The 17,472-nt window shown below is 42.0% G+C and carries 18 protein-coding genes; 5 read left to right on the top strand and 13 right to left on the bottom strand.

Translation table 11 applies throughout. The features are described from left to right. Positions 1–189: 189 nt before the first annotated feature. Together HT725_RS00380 and HT725_RS00375 are read right to left on the bottom strand one after the other, a co-directional pair. Complete coding sequence (locus HT725_RS00380; RefSeq protein WP_173218596.1) at positions 190–1,764, bottom strand: DEAD/DEAH box helicase; 1,575 nt, start codon at positions 1,762–1,764, stop codon at positions 190–192. 197 nt (positions 1,765–1,961) lie between these two features. After that, the gene (locus HT725_RS00375) at positions 1,962–3,188 is read right to left on the bottom strand and encodes an OFA family MFS transporter (RefSeq protein WP_173218594.1); all 1,227 of its coding nucleotides are present in this window, start codon (positions 3,186–3,188) and stop codon (positions 1,962–1,964) included. 193 nt (positions 3,189–3,381) lie between these two features. Between HT725_RS00375 and HT725_RS00370 the strand changes: the two genes are divergently transcribed. The 4 genes from HT725_RS00370 (at position 3,382) to HT725_RS00355 (ending at position 8,132) form a co-directional block, all read left to right on the top strand. Next, positions 3,382–4,698, top strand: a complete 1,317-nt coding sequence (locus HT725_RS00370; protein WP_061817748.1) for an FAD-containing oxidoreductase — start codon at positions 3,382–3,384, stop codon at positions 4,696–4,698. A gap of 98 nt (positions 4,699–4,796) precedes the next feature. Continuing rightward, on the top strand, positions 4,797–6,140 hold the full coding sequence (gene murT / locus HT725_RS00365) for a lipid II isoglutaminyl synthase subunit MurT (protein WP_173252855.1): 1,344 nt from the start codon (positions 4,797–4,799) through the stop codon (positions 6,138–6,140). Further along, positions 6,140–6,922: a lipid II isoglutaminyl synthase subunit GatD gene (gatD, locus tag HT725_RS00360; protein WP_033686811.1), complete on the top strand. Its 783-nt coding sequence runs from the start codon at positions 6,140–6,142 to the stop codon at positions 6,920–6,922. The genes murT and gatD overlap by 1 nt, the downstream gene beginning before the upstream one ends. 127 nt (positions 6,923–7,049) lie before the next feature. Then, on the top strand, positions 7,050–8,132 hold the full coding sequence (locus HT725_RS00355) for a Xaa-Pro peptidase family protein (RefSeq protein ID WP_173252854.1): 1,083 nt from the start codon (positions 7,050–7,052) through the stop codon (positions 8,130–8,132). A gap of 255 nt (positions 8,133–8,387) precedes the next feature. On the opposite strand, the gene HT725_RS00350 is transcribed toward HT725_RS00355, so the two are convergent. From HT725_RS00350 to HT725_RS00315, 8 genes are all read right to left on the bottom strand, one after another. Next, the gene (locus HT725_RS00350) at positions 8,388–8,849 is read right to left on the bottom strand and encodes an ECF transporter S component (protein ID WP_000814989.1); all 462 of its coding nucleotides are present in this window, start codon (positions 8,847–8,849) and stop codon (positions 8,388–8,390) included. Continuing rightward, positions 8,827–9,600, bottom strand: coding sequence for a bifunctional hydroxymethylpyrimidine kinase/phosphomethylpyrimidine kinase (locus tag HT725_RS00345; RefSeq protein ID WP_077804871.1), 774 nt, complete (start codon positions 9,598–9,600; stop codon positions 8,827–8,829). Before HT725_RS00345 ends, HT725_RS00350 begins: the two co-directional genes overlap by 23 nt. Next, complete coding sequence (gene truA / locus HT725_RS00340) at positions 9,590–10,339, bottom strand: tRNA pseudouridine(38-40) synthase TruA (RefSeq protein ID WP_173252853.1); 750 nt, start codon at positions 10,337–10,339, stop codon at positions 9,590–9,592. Before truA ends, HT725_RS00345 begins: the two co-directional genes overlap by 11 nt. A gap of 99 nt (positions 10,340–10,438) precedes the next feature. Then, the gene (locus HT725_RS00335; RefSeq protein ID WP_173218581.1) at positions 10,439–11,590 is read right to left on the bottom strand and encodes an MFS transporter; all 1,152 of its coding nucleotides are present in this window, start codon (positions 11,588–11,590) and stop codon (positions 10,439–10,441) included. 124 nt (positions 11,591–11,714) lie between these two features. Continuing rightward, positions 11,715–12,344, bottom strand: a complete 630-nt coding sequence (locus HT725_RS00330; protein ID WP_173218579.1) for a Pr6Pr family membrane protein — start codon at positions 12,342–12,344, stop codon at positions 11,715–11,717. A 2-nt stretch (positions 12,345–12,346) separates the two neighbouring features. Next, positions 12,347–12,685 (bottom strand): zinc ribbon domain-containing protein YjdM, encoded by a 339-nt coding sequence (locus HT725_RS00325; protein WP_001061596.1) that lies wholly within the window; start codon positions 12,683–12,685, stop codon positions 12,347–12,349. Positions 12,686–12,814: 129 nt separating this feature from the next. Further along, positions 12,815–13,486, bottom strand: a complete 672-nt coding sequence (gene cmk / locus HT725_RS00320; RefSeq protein WP_173218577.1) for a (d)CMP kinase — start codon at positions 13,484–13,486, stop codon at positions 12,815–12,817. Positions 13,487–13,494: 8 nt separating this feature from the next. Further along, entirely contained in the window at positions 13,495–13,965 is a 471-nt protein-coding gene (locus HT725_RS00315) for an SAG1386/EF1546 family surface-associated protein (RefSeq protein WP_173218575.1), read from the bottom strand. A gap of 45 nt (positions 13,966–14,010) precedes the next feature. Between HT725_RS00315 and HT725_RS00310 the strand changes: the two genes are divergently transcribed. Then, positions 14,011–14,217 (top strand): ferredoxin, encoded by a 207-nt coding sequence (locus HT725_RS00310; protein WP_173218573.1) that lies wholly within the window; start codon positions 14,011–14,013, stop codon positions 14,215–14,217. A 50-nt stretch (positions 14,218–14,267) separates the two neighbouring features. Here HT725_RS00310 and HT725_RS00305 read toward each other — a convergent pair whose 3' ends face one another. From HT725_RS00305 to HT725_RS00295, 3 genes are all read right to left on the bottom strand, one after another. Then, complete coding sequence (locus HT725_RS00305; protein ID WP_173218571.1) at positions 14,268–15,233, bottom strand: glycosyltransferase family 2 protein; 966 nt, start codon at positions 15,231–15,233, stop codon at positions 14,268–14,270. Position 15,234: 1 nt separating this feature from the next. After that, positions 15,235–16,254, bottom strand: coding sequence for a UDP-glucose 4-epimerase GalE (galE, locus tag HT725_RS00300; RefSeq protein WP_173218569.1), 1,020 nt, complete (start codon positions 16,252–16,254; stop codon positions 15,235–15,237). A 102-nt stretch (positions 16,255–16,356) separates the two neighbouring features. Next, on the bottom strand, positions 16,357–17,460 hold the full coding sequence (locus tag HT725_RS00295; RefSeq protein ID WP_173218566.1) for an FAD-binding oxidoreductase: 1,104 nt from the start codon (positions 17,458–17,460) through the stop codon (positions 16,357–16,359). Between the last annotated feature and the right edge of the window lie 12 nt (positions 17,461–17,472).

Here is a 17,472-nt window from a genome sequence, read left to right as displayed (position 1 = left end):
AGGTTGCAGATAGAACTGACGAAGTCAGCTCAAAGCACTGCTTTGAGGTTGCAGATAGAACTGACGAAGTCAGTAACATATCTACGGCAAGGCGACGTTGACGAGGTTTGAAGAGATTTTCGAAGAGTATTATCTTTTCACATTCGGTCTCCTTATATAAAAAAGCGATTCATTTTGAACCGCTTTTTCTTATTTATCGCCCTTGTTACGAATAACAAAGCCTGTTTTCTTTTCGCTTGAAGTATTGCGTGGTTTTTTATTATCCTTACGGTAACGTTTTTCCTTATCAAAACGATCGTTGCCACGACTTCCTTTGTTGAACTCATCACGACGACCACCACGACGGTTGTCTCCACGGCGATTATCACGACGGTCATCTCCACGACGACCTCCTTTAGCTTTACCACCGAAGCCATTACCTGACGGTTTAAACGGTAGTGGTTTTTCACGCGCAATCTCCACTTCAGGAAGGCTATCTGGATCTTGGACTGTCAGACTCAAGATATACATTGCCAATTCTTCTGGAGTAAATTCGGCAGCTAGCTTACGAGCGTCCTTACCAAATTTCTCAAAGTTGGCACGAATGGTTTCATCTGCAAAATCACGTTCGATTTTCTTGAGAGCTACTTGTTTTTTAGCTTGGAAGGCTTCTTCTGCACTTGCAGGTTTGAGACCTTTCATGCGTTTCTTAGTCAAGTTTTCAATGATTTGGAGGTAGCCCATTTCATTTGGTGATACGAAAGTAATAGACTGACCTGACTTACCAGCACGACCTGTACGACCGATACGGTGAACATAGCTTTCAGGATCTTGTGGAATATCGTAGTTATAGACATGGGTCACACCTGAAATATCCAAGCCACGCGCTGCAACGTCCGTCGCAACTAAAACATCAAGGTTCCCATTTTTGAAGTCACGAAGGACACGAAGACGTTTGTTTTGGTCTAGGTCTCCATGAATTCCTTCTGCACGGAAGCCACGGATTTTCAGACCACGAGTCAATTCATCCACACGGCGCTTGGTACGACCAAATACGATAGCAAGTTCTGGTTGTTCCACATCCATGAGACGAGTCATGGTATCAAATTTTTCTTGTTCTTTAACTCGGATGTAGTATTGATCAACCAATTCTGTGGTCAATTCCTTAGCAGCAATCTTGACATGCTCAGGTTCTTTCATAAACTGAACACCGATACGTTTGATGGCATCTGGCATAGTTGCTGAGAAGAGCAAGGTTTGTCTATTTTCAGGGACACGCGAGATAATGGCTTCGATGTCTTCAAGAAAGCCCATGTTGAGCATTTCATCGGCTTCGTCAAGGATAAGCGTTTCAATATCTTGTAATTTCAAGGCCTTGCGTTTAATCAAGTCCAAGAGGCGACCTGGAGTTCCCACCACGATATGGGCACCAGATTTAAGAGCCTTAATTTGTTTTTCAATGCTTGATCCACCATATACTGAGCGGACTTTGACTCCCTTACTACGACCAAAGCGGAAGAGTTCTTCTTGACTTTGGACAGCGAGTTCACGAGTTGGAGCGATAACCAAGGCTTGGATGGTCGCTTCTTCTGTACGGATTTTTTCAAGGGTTGGCAAGCCAAAGGCTGCGGTTTTTCCTGTACCAGTCTGAGCTTGACCGATAACGTCCTTGCCTTCTAGAGCCAAAGGAATGGTTTGTTCTTGGATAGGACTGGCTTCTACAAAACCAGCTTTTTCAATCTCTGCTAGCAAATCAGCAGACAAGTTTAATTCATTAAATTTCACGTTGTTCTTCTTTCTAAAGGTGGTGCGAAGCCACCCTATAGGACTTAGTTTATACTTTTCTTTTTATGACGTATTTTCATATACTGGATACAAAATCGTGTTGCTTCTTTTCCACAAAAGAAAAGTACTGTTTTCTTTGCAACCCATCTAGTATAACACAAGACCAGAGCAAAAGATAGCCCCATTTCTACAGAAAATCATGTAAGCGGTTTTTGGCTTTCCTTTTTGATGGAACGACCTAGATAATAAGACAAAGCCAAGGCGATACTATATAAAATGATAAAAACGAACAAGGTTTGTGTGTAAGAATGAGCCATTTTATAAGTTTCTGCTAATAAAATAGGTCCTGCTAAACCAGCCATGGCCCAAGCTGTTAAAATATATCCATGCAGAGCAGCCAATTCCTTGGTTCCAAAAATATCACTGAGATAAGCTGGAATCAAAGAAAAACCAGCTCCATAGCAAGTCATCAAAATAGACATAGCGACTACAAATAAAACGGAATCTGTAAAGAGCCAAAGTGAGAGAGAAAAGAAAAGATTGACAAGCAGTAATATACTAAAGGTTAGGGGGCGACCGATATAGTCAGATAAGCTCGCCCAGAGCAAGCGACCAAATCCATTGAAAATCCCTAAAACGCCCACCATTACTGCTGCATGACTTGTAGACAAGCCAGCCATCTCCTGTGCCATTGGCGATGCCGCTGAAATTAAGCCTAAACCACAAGCTATGTTGATAAAGAAAATAATCCAAAGTATATAAAACCGATTGCTTTTTAGAGCCTGATTTGCAGCCATTCCTTGCGTCAAAGAGGCTGTTTTTTCTTTCCCTGAAGCAGATAAAATTGCAAGCTCTTGCTCATTTGGACGCTTAATGAATTGTGAAGCTAGGAGCATGATAATAAAGTAACTTGCACCTAAAATATAAAAAGTTTCTACAAGCCCTACCCCTGCGATGAGATGTTGCGCTATGGGACTAGTCAATAAAGAAGCAAAACCAAACCCCATAATCGCTAAACCTGTTGCGAGACCACGTTTATCAGGAAACCATTTTATAATCGTTGACACAGGGGTAATATAGCCTGCTCCCAAACCAAGCCCACCTAAAATGCCATAAGCGAGATACAACAACCACAGTTCCTGACGGTCTATCGCAAATCCTGTTAAGATATTTCCACCTGCGTATAGAAAAGCAGATAGACTCCCCATGACTCTCGGACCAAATTTTTCTACCAAACGTCCCATAAATGCAGCAGATAAGCCCAAACAAAAGATTGCTAGACTAAAGGCAAAGGCAACAGAAGCCTGATCCCATCCCGTTTTTTCAATAATAGGGTTGCGATAAACACTCCAAGCATAAGTAGAACCCAGCATTAAGTGTAAAATGACCCCAGCAAAGGCAATAATATAACGATTCGATTTCATAAAACCTCCTATTTTCGGACATTTATTCTATCTTATATAAAAATAGATAGGATTTTAGTTTATCAAGCTTGTCAAAAAATTACTAGTTTTTTGTCTGGAAAGCGTTTTTATCTTTTTCTGTCTTTTTCGTAGCAGAATTGTGCAAAAGTTTTTTTCTTGTGCTAGAATGAAATGCGAATAGGAGGAACTCTAAATGTTAACTTATGATTTAATCGTTATCGGATTTGGTAAAGCTGGTAAAACACTAGCTGGTAAATTGGCTTCAGCTGGCAAAAAAGTTGCCCTCATTGAACGTAGCAAAGCTATGTACGGTGGAACTTGTATCAACATCGGATGTATCCCAACTAAAACTTTGCTAGTTGCTGCTGAGAAAGACTTGTCTTTTGAAGAAGTCATTGCTACCAAAAACACGATCACTGGTCGCCTCAATGGTAAAAACTATGCTACTGTTGCAGGTACAGGCGTAGATATCTTTGATGCGGAAGCTCACTTCCTTTCAAATAAAGTCATTGAAATTCAAGCTGGTGATGAAAAGAAAGAACTGACTGCTGAAACAATCGTCATCAATACTGGTGCTGTTTCAAACGTCTTGCCAATCCCTGGACTTGCTACAAGCAAAAACGTCTTTGACTCAACAGGTATCCAAAACTTGGACAAATTGCCTGAAAACCTTGGAGTCCTTGGTGGTGGAAATATCGGTCTTGAATTTGCCGGCCTTTACAACAAACTTGGAAGCAAGGTCACAGTTCTAGATGCCTTGGATACTTTCCTTCCTCGTGCAGAACCTTCCATCGCAGCTCTTGCTAAACAATACATGGAAGAAGATGGCATTGAATTGCTTCAAAATATCCATACTACTGAAATCAAAAACGATGGTGACCAAGTCCTTGTCGTGACTGAAAACGAAACTTACCGTTTCGACGCCCTTCTCTACGCAACTGGACGCAAACCAAATGTAGAACCACTTCAACTTGAAAATACAGATATTGAACTAACTGAACGTGGCGCTATTAAAGTAGACAAACATTGTCAAACAAACGTTCCTGGTGTCTTTGCAGTTGGAGATGTCAACGGTGGCCTTCAATTTACTTACATTTCACTTGATGACTTCCGTGTTGTTTACAGCTACCTTGCTGGAGATGGTAGCTACACGCTTGAAGACCGTCTCAATGTACCAAACACCATGTTTATCACACCTGCCCTTTCACAAGTCGGTTTGACTGAAAGCCAAGCGGCTGATTTGAAACTTCCATACGCCGTTAAGGAAATCCCTGTTGCAGCAATGCCTCGTGGCCATGTAAATGGAGACCTTCGCGGAGCTTTCAAAGCTGTTGTTAATACTGAAACAAAAGAAATTCTTGGAGCAAGCATCTTTTCAGAAGGTTCTCAAGAAATCATCAACATCATCACTGTTGCTATGGACAACAAAATTCCTTACACTTACTTCACAAAACAAATCTTCACTCACCCAACCTTGGCTGAGAACTTGAATGACTTGTTTGCGATTTAAGTTGAAATCTCATCTTAACTGACAGCCCTCTTTGGGCTGTTTTTGCTTCTGCGAAACACCAAATCTGTCTTTTCCCTCTTTTGTGATATAATAGAAACATGAACTTAAAAACTACTTTGGGCCTTCTTGCTGGGCGTTCTTCCCACTTCGTTTTAAGCCGTCTTGGCCGTGGAAGTACGCTCCCAGGAAAACTTGCCCTTCAATTTGATAAAGATATTTTACAAAACCTTGCTAAGAACTACGAGATTGTCGTGGTCACTGGAACCAACGGAAAAACCTTGACAACTGCCCTCACTGTCGGCATTTTAAAAGAGGTTTATGGTCAAGTTCTAACCAACCCAAGCGGTGCTAACATGATCACAGGAATTGCGACAACCTTCTTAACAGCCAAATCTTCTAAAACTGGGAAAAATATTGCCGTCCTAGAAATCGATGAAGCCAGCCTATCTCGTATCTGTGACTATATCCAGCCAAGCCTTTTTGTCATCACCAACATCTTCCGTGACCAGATGGATCGCTATGGTGAGATTTACACAACTTATAAGATGATTTTGGATGCTATTCGTAAGGTGCCTACTGCCACTGTTCTTCTTAATGGAGATAGTCCACTTTTCTACAAACCAGCTATTCCAAATCCTATACAGTATTTTGGTTTTGACTTGGAGAAAGGGCCAGCCCAGCTGGCTCACTATAATACAGAAGGGATTCTCTGTTCTGACTGCCAAGGAATCCTCAAATATGAGCATAATACCTATGCAAATTTGGGTGCCTATATCTGTGAAGGCTGTGGATGTAAACGTCCTGATCTGGACTATCGCTTGACAGAACTGGTTGAGTTGACCAACAATCGCTCTCGCTTTGTCATTGACGGACAAGAATACGGTATTCAAATCGGTGGTCTCTACAATATCTACAACGCCCTAGCTGCAGTTGCTATCGCCCGTTTCCTTGGTGCAGATTCACAACTCATCAAGCAGGGATTTGACAAGAGCCGTGCAGTCTTTGGACGCCAAGAAACCTTCCACATCGGGGACAAGGAATGTACCCTCGTCTTGATTAAAAATCCAGTCGGTGCGACCCAAGCTATCGAGATGATTAAACTAGCTCCTTATCCATTTAGCCTATCTGTCCTCCTAAATGCCAACTATGCAGATGGAATTGACACCAGCTGGATCTGGGATGCTGATTTTGAACAAATCACTGATATGGACATTCCTGAAATCAACGCTGGCGGTGTTCGCCATTCTGAAATCGCACGTCGTCTACGAGTAACAGGCTATCCAGCTGAGAAAATCACTGAAACAAGTAGTCTGGAACAAGTTCTTAAAACCATTGAGAACCAAGACTGCAAGCATGCTTATATTCTGGCTACCTATACTGCTATGCTTGAATTCCGCGAACTGCTGGCTAGTCGTCAGATTGTTAGAAAGGAGATGAACTAATGGTTTATACTTCACTTTCCTCAAAAGATGGCAATTACCCCTATCAGCTCAACATTGCCCACCTCTACGGTAACCTCATGAATACCTACGGGGACAATGGAAACATCCTCATGCTCAAGTATGTTGCTGAAAAACTGGGAGCCCATGTGACGGTTGACATCGTTTCTCTCCATGATGATTTTGATGAAAACCACTATGACATCGCCTTTTTTGGTGGTGGTCAAGACTTTGAACAAAGTATTATTGCAGACGACCTACCTGCTAAAAAAGAGAGCATTGACAACTACATCCAAAATGACGGTGTGGTTCTGGCTATCTGCGGTGGTTTCCAACTATTGGGTCAATATTATATTGAAGCTTCAGGGAGACGTATCGAAGGGCTAGGTGTCATGGGCCACTACACGCTCAACCAGACCAATAACCGTTTTATCGGTGACATCAAGATTCACAATGAAGATTTCAATGAAACCTACTATGGCTTTGAAAATCATCAGGGCCGTACCTTCCTCTCAGATGATCAAAAACCACTGGGACAGGTTGTCTATGGAAATGGAAATAACGAAGAAAAAGTCGGCGAAGGGGTTCATTATAAGAATGTCTTTGGTTCCTACTTCCACGGGCCTATCCTCTCTCGTAATGCCAATCTGGCTTATCGCCTAGTCACTACAGCCCTCAAGAAGAAATATGGTCAGGACATCCAACTCCCTGCCTATGAAGATATTCTCAGCCAAGAAATCGCTGAAGAATACAGTGATGTCAAAAGCAAGGCTGACTTTTCTTAAACAAAAGGAAATTATATCAAAGAACTCTGTTATCTTGTGGGAGTTCTTTTTGTCTGTTCTTTTACCCTTCTCCCTTGCATTTTCTCTCATTTTTTGCCAAAATAGAGGAGTAGAAAGAAGGTAGCATATGTCTAAATTACAACAAATCGTAACATATCTTGAATCAGAAAAACTAGACGTCGCTGTCGTATCTGACCCCGTCACAATCAATTACCTCACTGGCTTTTACAGTGATCCCCATGAACGCCAAATGTTCCTTTTTATCCTAGCGGATCAAGAACCCCTCCTCTTTGTCCCAGCCCTTGAGGTTGAGCGTGCTACTAGCACTGTTTCCTTCCCAGTTGTGGGCTATGTGGATTCTGAAAATCCATGGCAAAAAATGAAACATGCTCTACCACAGCTTGATTTCAAACGTGTCGCTGTTGAGTTTGACAATCTCATCTTAACCAAATATCATGGCTTGAAAATAGTCTTTGAAACTGCTGAGTTTGACAACCTCACACCTCGTATCCAACGCATGCGCCTCATCAAATCAGCTGATGAAGTGCAAAAAATGATGGTTGCAGGTCTCTATGCGGACAAGGCTGTTAAGGTTGGTTTTGATAATATTTCTCTTGATAAGACAGAGACAGATATCATCGCTCAAATTGACTTTGCCATGAAACGTGAAGGCTATGAAATGAGCTTTGATACCATGGTCTTGACTGGTGATAATGCTGCAAATCCGCACGGCATTCCGGCAGCTAACAAAGTTGAGAATAACGCCCTTCTCCTCTTTGACCTTGGTGTTCTAGTCAACGGTTACGCATCAGACATGACTCGTACAGTCGCTGTCGGTAAACCTGACCAATTCAAGAAAGACATTTACAACTTGACTCTTGAAGCCCAACAAGCTGCCCTTGACTTTATCAAGCCAGGTGTGACTGCCCATGAAGTGGACCGCGCTGCCCGTGAGGTCATCGAAAAAGCTGGTTATGGCGAGTACTTCAACCACCGTCTCGGTCATGGTATCGGTATGGATGTTCACGAATTCCCATCTATCATGGAAGGAAACGACATGGTCATCGAAGAAGGCATGTGCTTCTCTGTTGAACCAGGAATCTATATCCCTGGTAAAGTCGGTGTCCGTATCGAAGACTGCGGTGTTGTTACCAAGAATGGCTTCGACCTCTTTACAAGTACCAGCAAAGACTTACTTTATTTTGATTAATATTCATCTAATACTCAATGAAAATCAAAGAGCAAACTAGGAAGCTAGCCGCAGGTTGCTCAAAGCACTGCTTTGAGGTTGTAGATAGAACTGACGAAGTCAGTAACCATATATACGGTAAGGCGACGCTGACGTGGTTTGAAGAGATTTTCGAAGAGTATAAAATCTTCCCACAATAAAACGCATACTATCAAGGTTTTCAATACCTGATACTATGCGTTTTTTCTGATTTTTAGGACTTTCTCCACATCCTCTTTACTTAATCTTCTTAATACTTTGACTAAGGATAAATCCTACAATCATCCCTACCATATTTTGCATGAAATTTGGTAAAATTTCTGGTAGGGCTGCTGCCCAGCCATTCATCAATGTAGAACCCAAGGCGTAACCCCCTACCATGGCAATCGTTGCTAAGATAAGGCCTAACCACTGAGTTTTTCCTTTAAATCCTGCGAAAAATCCCTGCAAGCCATGGTTAACCAAGCTAAAGAACATCCACTGAGGATAGCCTGATAAGAGGTCAATCAAGAAACCTGCTAGTCCTCCTACTACAGCCCCTTCACGACTACCAAAGTAGAAAGCCGTAAAGAAGACACCTGCATCTAAAAGAGTTAGAATGCCTGTCGGTGTTGGAATTTTTAAGAAATAACCTAGAACCACAGAGAGGGCGGTTAATAGGGATACAAGGGCGATTTTAGTTGTTTTGGTTTGCTTCATATTGTCTTACTCCATACTGATCTGCTTGTGCAATAGCACGATAAACGAAAGCCTTAGAGCTTTCTACTGCTGGTAAAAGTTCATCACCTTTGACTAGGTGACTGGCAATGCTAGAGGCAAAGGTACAACCTGCACCAGCATTTTGCCCTTGAATGACAGGATTTTCTAAGAATGTAAAGTTTTGTCCATCATAAAAGACATCCACAGCCTTGTCCTGACTAAGGCGATTGCCTCCCTTGATAATGACTGCTGGCGCTCCTAAGTCATGCAATTTCTGTGCTGCAGTTTTCATATCTTCAAGGGTTTTAATCTCTTGATCTGCTAGTAATTCTGCCTCTGGAAGGTTAGGCGTAATCACACTGACATGAGGGAAAAAGCGAATCAGTTCTTGGCAGAGTTCACTAACTGCTACGTCGTGTGTTTCCTTGCAGACCAAGACAGGATCCAGAACCACAGGCACTCCTGGGCGTTGTTTGATAAAGTCCAATGCTTTCTCAGCTACACTGACAGTTGGTAGAAGACCAATCTTGATTCCCCCAAACTCCACATCACACAAGCTATCTAATTCATGTTGAAAAATGGTATCGTCAGTTGGAAAGACTTCAAACCCTTTTTCTGTCAAGGCTGTCAAGCAAGTTACTGCTACAAAGCCATGCAAGCCGTTCAAGGTATAGGTGGCCAAATCAGCTGACAAGCCACCACCACTAAAAATGTCATTTCCAGAAAGTGCTAAAATACGATTATTCTTCATAATGAATCTCCTTTAAATACAAACCATTTGGTGCTGCAGTGGGACCTGCAAGTTGCCTGTCCTTCTTCTCCAAGATCAGGTCAATCTGCTCTACTGGCATACGGTTATTTCCAATTTTGAGCAGTGTCCCCACCATATTGCGAATCTGCTTATACAAGAAACCATTTCCTGAAAAGGTAAAGGTCAAAAACTGACCTGTCTCTTCAACCCTGAGACTAGCTTCTGTAATGGTGCGAACCTTATCTTCTACACTAGTCCCAGAGGCTGTAAAGCCTGTGAAATCGTGGGTTCCCTCTAGCTTTTTGATTGCAATCTGCATTTGTTCCACATCGAGTTGGTAGGGAAAGTGAGTGGCATAGTGACGGCGCATCGGATTTTTGGGACGCCCCCTATCCACGATAAACTCATAGGTTTTGCTATGTTTGGCATAACGGCAATGAAAATCATCCGCTACAAGCTCAATCGAGATCACATCAATATCTTCAGGGGACTGAGTGTCTAGAGCAAAACGGAGCTTCTCCTCATCCATTTGATAAGGCAGGTCAAAATGAATAACCTGTCCTAAAGCATGAACCCCACTATCTGTCCTACCAGCACCGTGAACAGTGATAGCTTGCCCCTTATTTAACCTGGTCAAGGTTTTTTCAATTTCTTCCTGAACGCTACGCGCATGAGGCTGGCGCTGAAAACCAGCAAAGGCGTAACCATCATAGGAAATAGTTGCTTTATATCTCGTCATAACTTCTATTTTATCAAGAAAATAATCTGTAAACAAGTTCCTAAATCAAATAGTGTCTGGGTACAAAATTCACAAAAAGAAAAACTTAGGAAACCAATCCTAAGCTCTCTTTTGAAGTAAGTACATGACAAAGATAGATGTTACAATCAACCAACCTCCTAAGATGGTAAAGACTAGCATGCCATTGTGAGTTAGTAAGCCAATTGCACCTAGAACAAATGGGGTCGTAAAGGCTCCAAAACTACAGCCTAAAACTGCAAATGAAGTGGCTTGATTGAGGAGTTTAGCTGGAATTCGTTCAGAGACAAGTTGAAAAACTGTCGTCAAGGCTACACTGTAGGCAAAACCAGCCAGAATGCTTCCTGCTACTACCACCCACAAGGATGGAGCCAGAGCAATCACAATTTGCCCTAAACCGAAGGTAATACCAGACCAGAGGAGCAGTTTCTCTTTAAAGATAGAAATCAAGAAAGAAAAACTCACACCAGCCACAATCCCGATCAACTGCATGACACTAAGAACAAAACTAGATAACTGGGCATCTCCAAGTCCTCTTTCCACCATCAAACTTGGAATACGAATAGTAATAGCCGTATTGGTACAAACTACAACCGCTGCTTCAATAGCTAGGGTAAAAATCAAGCCTTTCATTTCTCGAGTTAAGCGACTTGCTTCCTTCGCTTTTTTCTTGACTTCTTTCTTTTCTTTTCTATAAGGGACAAAGAGCAGATAAAGGGTCAGCACCAAAAATCCAGCACTATAAGCTAGGAAGGTAGCTGTCCAACCAAAGGCCAACAACTGGCCGACTGCCAAGGTAATGAGAGAAGCTCCAACAACCTCTGCAGAACCACGTAGCCCTAACATCTGAATTCGCGTTTTCCCTTGATAACGCTCACTGATGATAGAAATAGCCTTGGCATTGATCATCCCAACTCCCAAACCAAAAAGAATCCGTGTTCCAAATACAAAAGGATAGGCTTGATACCAAAAGGGTGCTGTTCCACTCAGTGATAAAATCAGCAATCCCAAACTAATTTGTAAGCGCTCAGGAAAGATTTTTTCTAAAAAACCATTTAGTAGTAACATCATCATAATCCCAAAAGAGGGCAAGCTCGCCAAAAGCTCAATTTGTTCCTTAGGATAACCTTGATAATAGTCAAACATGGCTGGCAGGGCACTCGAGATGGAAAAGGACGTAATCAAAACGAGGGAGAGAGCCAAAATACTGGCCCGTTCTAAAAATTGTTTCATGAAATCTCTTTCTATATTTCTCTTAATCTTCTAATTTTTTGATAGTTATCAAACAAGCAAGAAAAGAAGAAGCCTCTTTAGTGTACAGACTCCTTCTTAAACTCGAAAATGAATCCCTTGTGTCTTAGGATGACTTTCTCTTGATTTGCTTAATAAAGTAGAAGATAAATCCTGCTACCATATAGGCAACAAAGATAATCAGACACCACTTGAATACGACATCCCATCCCTTGTTCACATTCAAAAAGAAGTAAGGGAAAGGATTATCCTTGGCATTTGGAATATTGAGTTTTAGAACCAAGCCATTAAAAAGAGCAAACATCATATACAGCAAGGGTAAAATCGTCCACACAATTGGATCCCAAATCTTGTATTGACCCTGTTTGTCAAAAAAGAGGGTATCTGCGAAAAACCAGAGGGGAACGATATAGTGGCAAAGGAAATTTTCCAGAGTATAGAAATTAGTCGCAATGGGCGCTAAGAGGAAATGGTAAATCACACAGGTAATCATGATACTCATGGTGACCCCACCTTTTAAACGCAAGAGACTTGGTCTTTGCCAGTTTTCACCTACACGGCTCATAACCTTTAGGAGATAAAGGGTAAAAATAGTTACCAAGAGGTTGGACAGAACCGTGTAATAGAGAAGCATCCCAAAACCACCATGCTTGGTAATTTCAAGATAAACTCCCGTAAAAGCCGCTAGAAACAAGAAGATACGGCTATAAAATACAAATTTATAGTGTTTTGACATACTTAAATCTTCTTCACAAACTCTGATTTGAGTTTCATGGCACCAAAACCATCAATCTTACAGTCGATATTGTGGTCGCCTTCTACGATGCGGATATTTTTCACGCGCGTCCCTTGTTTCAAATCTTTTGGCGCACCTTTTACTTTCAAGTCCTTGATGAGAGTTACTGTATCACCGTCAGCCAATTTATTTCCGTTGGCATCGATAGCGACAAGGCCCTCTTCTACATCTGCAACTTCAGCAGGATTCCACTCATAAGCACACTCTGGGCAAACCAGTAGGGCACCGTCTTCGTAGACATACTCTGAGTTACATTTTGGACAATTTGGTAAGTTGTTCATGGTTTCTCCTTATCATCATTCACTATTCTTTGAAAATCAAAATTTCTCGAACAGCAACTATTATACCCTAAAATCAGCATTTTGACAAATTTAGAAAAAACCGATATCCATCTATCGGCTTTTCTACATTTACATTCTTTTTTCAGCTTCTGCTTTGATTTTTTCAACTACTTCTTGAATGTTCAATCCAGTTGTATCAAGGTAAACTGCATCCTCTGCTTGTTTGAGAGGCGAAGTCTCACGATGACTATCCTTGTAGTCACGCGCAGCAATTTCCTCTTTTAGTATTTCAAGGTTTGTTTCAATTCCCTTGGCAATATTTTCCTTGTAACGACGCTCTGCTCTTTCATCTACCGAAGCTACTAGGAAAATTTTTAATTCTGCTTGTGGCAATACAACAGTTCCAATATCGCGGCCATCCATGACAATCCCGCCTTGCTGGGCGATTTTTTGTTGGAGAGAAACCAGTTTCTCACGCACTTGAGGAATTGCTGCAATAGCAGAAACATGATTGGTCACTTCATTTTCACGGATAGGATGAGTAATATCCACATCGCCTACAAAGACAAGCTGATCTCCAGTTTCTGAGCGTCCAAAGCTGATTGGATGCTGGTCCAACAAGGCTAGAAGGGCTTCGACTTCTTCTACTCCTAACTGGTTCTTGAGAGCCATGTAGGTCGCTGCACGATACATGGCACCTGTATCTAGGTAAGTATAACCAAAATCCTTAGCAATAATCTTTGCGACCGTACTCTTACCACTTGAAGCAGGACCGTCAATAGCAATTTGAATTGTTTTCATATCGGCTCCTATTTTATTTTTATAACATCACCTGGATTAGCAAACCAAGATCCTGTAGCCATGTGCCCAGGATTCAAGGCCTCTAACTGAGCAATGGAGATTCCTGCACGAGCTGCAATAGCTGCTTCCCCTTCTCCTGCTAAGACTTTTGTCGTCCCTTCTGGATCTGTAGCTTCCTCCGAGTGTTCAGAAGAAGATTCTGAACTCTGTTCAGGCTGGGAACTACTAGATGATGAAATCTGTACTACATTTGCATCTGAATCGTGAAAATCTTTCAAGGCTGCTGTGCGATTACTCCCACCTGATGAAAGATAGATGAGAACAATAATCATCACCACCACAATTACAAAGAAAATACTGGCTAGGATCGTCAAGACACGATTGGCCACTACATCTCTGCCTTGAGTTCTCTTACGACGTTCTGATCTTGTTTCTTCTTGATTTTCATAAATATCTTCTTGCCACGGTTCTTTTTCCATACCCTGCTCCTTGTTTTTTTTTACTTTTCTTATTACAATATAAATATGAAAATCACACTTATACCTGAACGATGCATCGCCTGTGGGCTTTGCCAAACTTATTCTGATTTATTTGATTACCACGATAATGGAATCGTGCGTTTTTACGATGACCCTGACCAACTAGAAAAAGAAATTTCTCCTAGCCAGGATGTCTTAGAGGCTGTTAAAAATTGCCCAACTCGCGCCCTGATTAGCAATCAGGAAGCCTAAATCAATAGCGATAATCCACTTCCTCTAGTTTAGCACATTTCCATGTAAAATTATAGTCTTTTCACTTTATTTTTTTCTGTAAAATCAGGAAGGTCACTTTTTTCTTTGATCAGATAAAGTGGTCTTTTTTTAGTCTCCAAATAAATTTTACTAATGTACTTGCCGAGAATCCCAATGGTCAAGAGTTGAATGCCTCCAAGAAAGAGAATGACAGCCATCAGAGAGGTCCAACCTGATGTCGGATTGCCCAAAATGAGGGTCCGAACCACAACAAAAAAGGTCATCAGTAGAGAAATAAAACAAGATAGGAGACCAGCTACAAAGGCTATAGTCAAGGGAAAATCTGAAAAATTAACAATCCCTTCAATGGAGTAGAAAAAGAGTTGCCTAAAACTCCAACTGGTCTTGCCAGCCTTCCTTTCGACATTTGGATAGTCCAGATAGTGGGTTTTAAAGCCGACCCAGGCAAAAAGTCCCTTCGAAAAACGATTGGACTCAGTCAAGCTTAAAATGGCATCGACCACAGACCTTCTCATCATGCGAAAATCACGAACACCTGACGGCAGGGCTACTGGACTGATTTTTTTCATGAAGCCGTAAAAGAGATCAGCACAGAAACTGCGAAAGAAGGGTTCTCCCTCCCGACTGGTTCTGCGTGTTCCTACACAGTCTAAATCTGCATTCTGGTCTAGTAAGTTTTTCATCTCAAGCAACATACTAGGAGGATCTTGGAGATCTGCATCCATCACCACCACCAGATCTCCTGTCGCATATTGCAAGCCTGCATATAGAGCAGCTTCTTTGCCAAAATTTCGCGAGAAAGAAATATAATGAACTGCCGGATTTTGTTCTCGATAGGCCTTTAAGAGTCTCAAGGTCCCATCACTTGATCCATCATCGACAAAAACATACTCGATTTCTGTTTCCAAATCTGGAAGTAAAGCTTCCAAAGCCTGATAAAAAAGAGGAAGTACTTCCTCTTCGTTTAAACAGGGGACAATGATTGACATCACCATCTTAGTCTTCAAATCCATTTGGATGCTTGCTTTGCCAACGCCATGCGTCTTCACACATTTGGGTGATGCCGAGTTCTGCTTCCCAGCCGAGTTCTGCTTTGGCTTTTGCAGGATCTGAATAGCAGGCTGCGATATCCCCTGGGCGACGTTCTACAATGCGGTAAGGAATTGGGCGCCCCACTGCTTTTTCCATGTTTTGGATAATTTCAAGAACAGAATAGCCTTTACCAGTTCCAAGGTTATAAACATTTAGACCTGAACCTTTTTGAATTTTTTTCAGAGCTGCAACGTGACCTTTAGCCAAATCGACAACATGGATATAGTCACGAACACCTGTTCCATCTTCCGTATCGTAATCATCTCCAAACACTTGCACTTGCTCTAGTTTACCAACGGCTACTTGAGTCACATATGGCAAGAGATTGTTTGGAATACCGTTTGGATTTTCTCCCAAATCTCCACTCTCATGGGCTCCGATTGGGTTAAAGTAACGAAGCAAGACCACATTCCATTCTGAGTCTGCTTTGTAAATATCCGTCAAAATTTCCTCTAGCATAAGCTTGGTGCGGCCATATGGGTTGGTCACTGAAAGTGGGAAATCTTCCAAGATTGGCACTGTATGCGGATCTCCGTAAACTGTCGCAGAAGAACTGAAAATAATGTTTTTACAGTTGTTTTCTTCCATGACCTTCAAAAGACTAACAGTTCCAGCGATATTGTTGTCATAGTAGGCAAGAGGGATACGGGTTGATTCGCCAACAGCCTTCAAACCAGCAAAGTGAATGACCCCTGTTGGTTCTTCTTGTTTGAAAATATCTCTGAGAGTATCAGTATCACGAATATCTGCCCCATAAAACGGAATTTCAACTCCTGTGATTCTTTCAACAACTTCTAAACTTTTTCTGTTACTATTCACAAGGTTATCCACCACAACAACCTGATGACCTGCTTGGATTAACTCAATAACTGTGTGGGTTCCGATAAAACCTGCTCCACCCGTTACCAAAATCTTTTCTTGCATCTTTTTTCCTCGATTCTCGGATCATTTTTTCTTATTTTACCATTTTTGATAGGGAATGTCATTTGCCATCCTAGAGGGGAGGCTAAAATTTCAGTAAAATTCTTATTTGCTTTTTACTCGTTTGACATAGTTTTCAATTGGGTAGTTTGCTGGGTCTAAGGTCATTTCCCTGCTTTGGACCAGTTGGGCTAGGTGGTAACCAATGATAGGACCAGTTGTGAGGCCTGATGAACCTAGTCCACTAGCAGCATAGACACCTGCTAAGCCAGGTACTTGCCCAAAGAAAGGTGAGAAATCACTGGTATAGGCACGGATTCCCACACGCTCAGCTCTTGAAGTCGCTACTGCCAAGATTGGATAGTGAGGCAAGGCTGCCTCCTCCATTTGTTGGAGTAAGGTTTCATCTACCGTCAAATCAAATCCCATGTCATTTTCATGGGTAGCGCCTAGGGATGATTTCCCACCTGCAAAAGGAATCAAATCCCACTCCCCTTCTGGCATAACAACAGGGTAAGCTGCCATGTCTTGGGCAAGCTGATAATCTCGGAGTTGTCCTTTCTGAGGACGAACATCTACAGCATAACCCAAGGGTTCTAATATGTGACCCAACCAAGCTCCCGTTGCCAAAACAACCTGGTCAAACACCTCTTCACCAATCTGGTAACCTGATGCTAAAGGTGTCAGAGTCACTTTTTCTTTGACCAGCTTGACATGACTGGCTTCCAGCAAACGAGTCACTAAGAGTTGACCATCTACTCTCGCTCCACCAGAAGCATAGAGCAAGCGGTCAAATCCCTGTAAGCCAGGGAATAATTCATTAGCTGATACTTGGTCTAGAATGGCTAATTGCCCTATCAAGGGAGATTCTTCTCTACGCTGGAGGGCTAGTTGATAGAGTTCTTCCAACTTGGATTCATCTCTTTTCAGGAGAAAGACTCCCGAACGTTGGTAAAAGTTGATTTCTTGCCCTGACTTGTCTAAATCAGCTAATAAATCCACATAAAAATCAGCCCCCAAGCGCGCCATCTTGTACCAAGCTTTATTGCGGCGTTTGGAAAACCAAGGACTGATAATTCCTGCTGCAGCCTTGGTTGCCTGACCCTGTCCATGGTCAAAAACGGTCACCTCTAGGTCACTTTCTTTCGAGAGGTAGTAGGCAGCTGTTGCTCCCACAATTCCTGCTCCGATAATAGCAACTTTTTTCATTGTTTTCACTTT

Source organism: Streptococcus sp. 2579, assembly GCF_013277195.1.
Taxonomy (GTDB): Bacteria; Bacillota; Bacilli; order Lactobacillales; family Streptococcaceae; genus Streptococcus.
Note: the sequence above shows the minus strand (reverse complement) of the source record. Positions and strands in the feature narration are given on the sequence as shown.

Bases quoted from the DNA above. Each gene is read 5' to 3' on its own strand.
- HT725_RS00375 (WP_173218594.1), bottom strand. From the start codon at position 3,188: ATGAAATCGAATCGTTATATTATTGCCTTTGCTGGGGTCATTTTACAC.
- HT725_RS00370 (WP_061817748.1), top strand. From the start codon at position 3,382: ATGTTAACTTATGATTTAATCGTTATCGGATTTGGTAAAGCTGGTAAA.
- murT (WP_173252855.1), top strand. From the start codon at position 4,797: ATGAACTTAAAAACTACTTTGGGCCTTCTTGCTGGGCGTTCTTCCCAC.
- gatD (WP_033686811.1), top strand. From the start codon at position 6,140: ATGGTTTATACTTCACTTTCCTCAAAAGATGGCAATTACCCCTATCAG.
- HT725_RS00355 (WP_173252854.1), top strand. From the start codon at position 7,050: ATGTCTAAATTACAACAAATCGTAACATATCTTGAATCAGAAAAACTA.
- HT725_RS00350 (WP_000814989.1), bottom strand. From the start codon at position 8,849: ATGAAGCAAACCAAAACAACTAAAATCGCCCTTGTATCCCTATTAACC.
- HT725_RS00345 (WP_077804871.1), bottom strand. From the start codon at position 9,600: ATGAAGAATAATCGTATTTTAGCACTTTCTGGAAATGACATTTTTAGT.
- truA (WP_173252853.1), bottom strand. From the start codon at position 10,339: ATGACGAGATATAAAGCAACTATTTCCTATGATGGTTACGCCTTTGCT.
- HT725_RS00335 (WP_173218581.1), bottom strand. From the start codon at position 11,590: ATGAAACAATTTTTAGAACGGGCCAGTATTTTGGCTCTCTCCCTCGTT.
- HT725_RS00330 (WP_173218579.1), bottom strand. From the start codon at position 12,344: ATGTCAAAACACTATAAATTTGTATTTTATAGCCGTATCTTCTTGTTT.
- HT725_RS00325 (WP_001061596.1), bottom strand. From the start codon at position 12,685: ATGAACAACTTACCAAATTGTCCAAAATGTAACTCAGAGTATGTCTAC.
- cmk (WP_173218577.1), bottom strand. From the start codon at position 13,486: ATGAAAACAATTCAAATTGCTATTGACGGTCCTGCTTCAAGTGGTAAG.
- HT725_RS00315 (WP_173218575.1), bottom strand. From the start codon at position 13,965: ATGGAAAAAGAACCGTGGCAAGAAGATATTTATGAAAATCAAGAAGAA.
- HT725_RS00310 (WP_173218573.1), top strand. From the start codon at position 14,011: ATGAAAATCACACTTATACCTGAACGATGCATCGCCTGTGGGCTTTGC.
- HT725_RS00305 (WP_173218571.1), bottom strand. From the start codon at position 15,233: ATGGTGATGTCAATCATTGTCCCCTGTTTAAACGAAGAGGAAGTACTT.
- galE (WP_173218569.1), bottom strand. From the start codon at position 16,254: ATGCAAGAAAAGATTTTGGTAACGGGTGGAGCAGGTTTTATCGGAACC.
- HT725_RS00295 (WP_173218566.1), bottom strand. From the start codon at position 17,460: ATGAAAAAAGTTGCTATTATCGGAGCAGGAATTGTGGGAGCAACAGCT.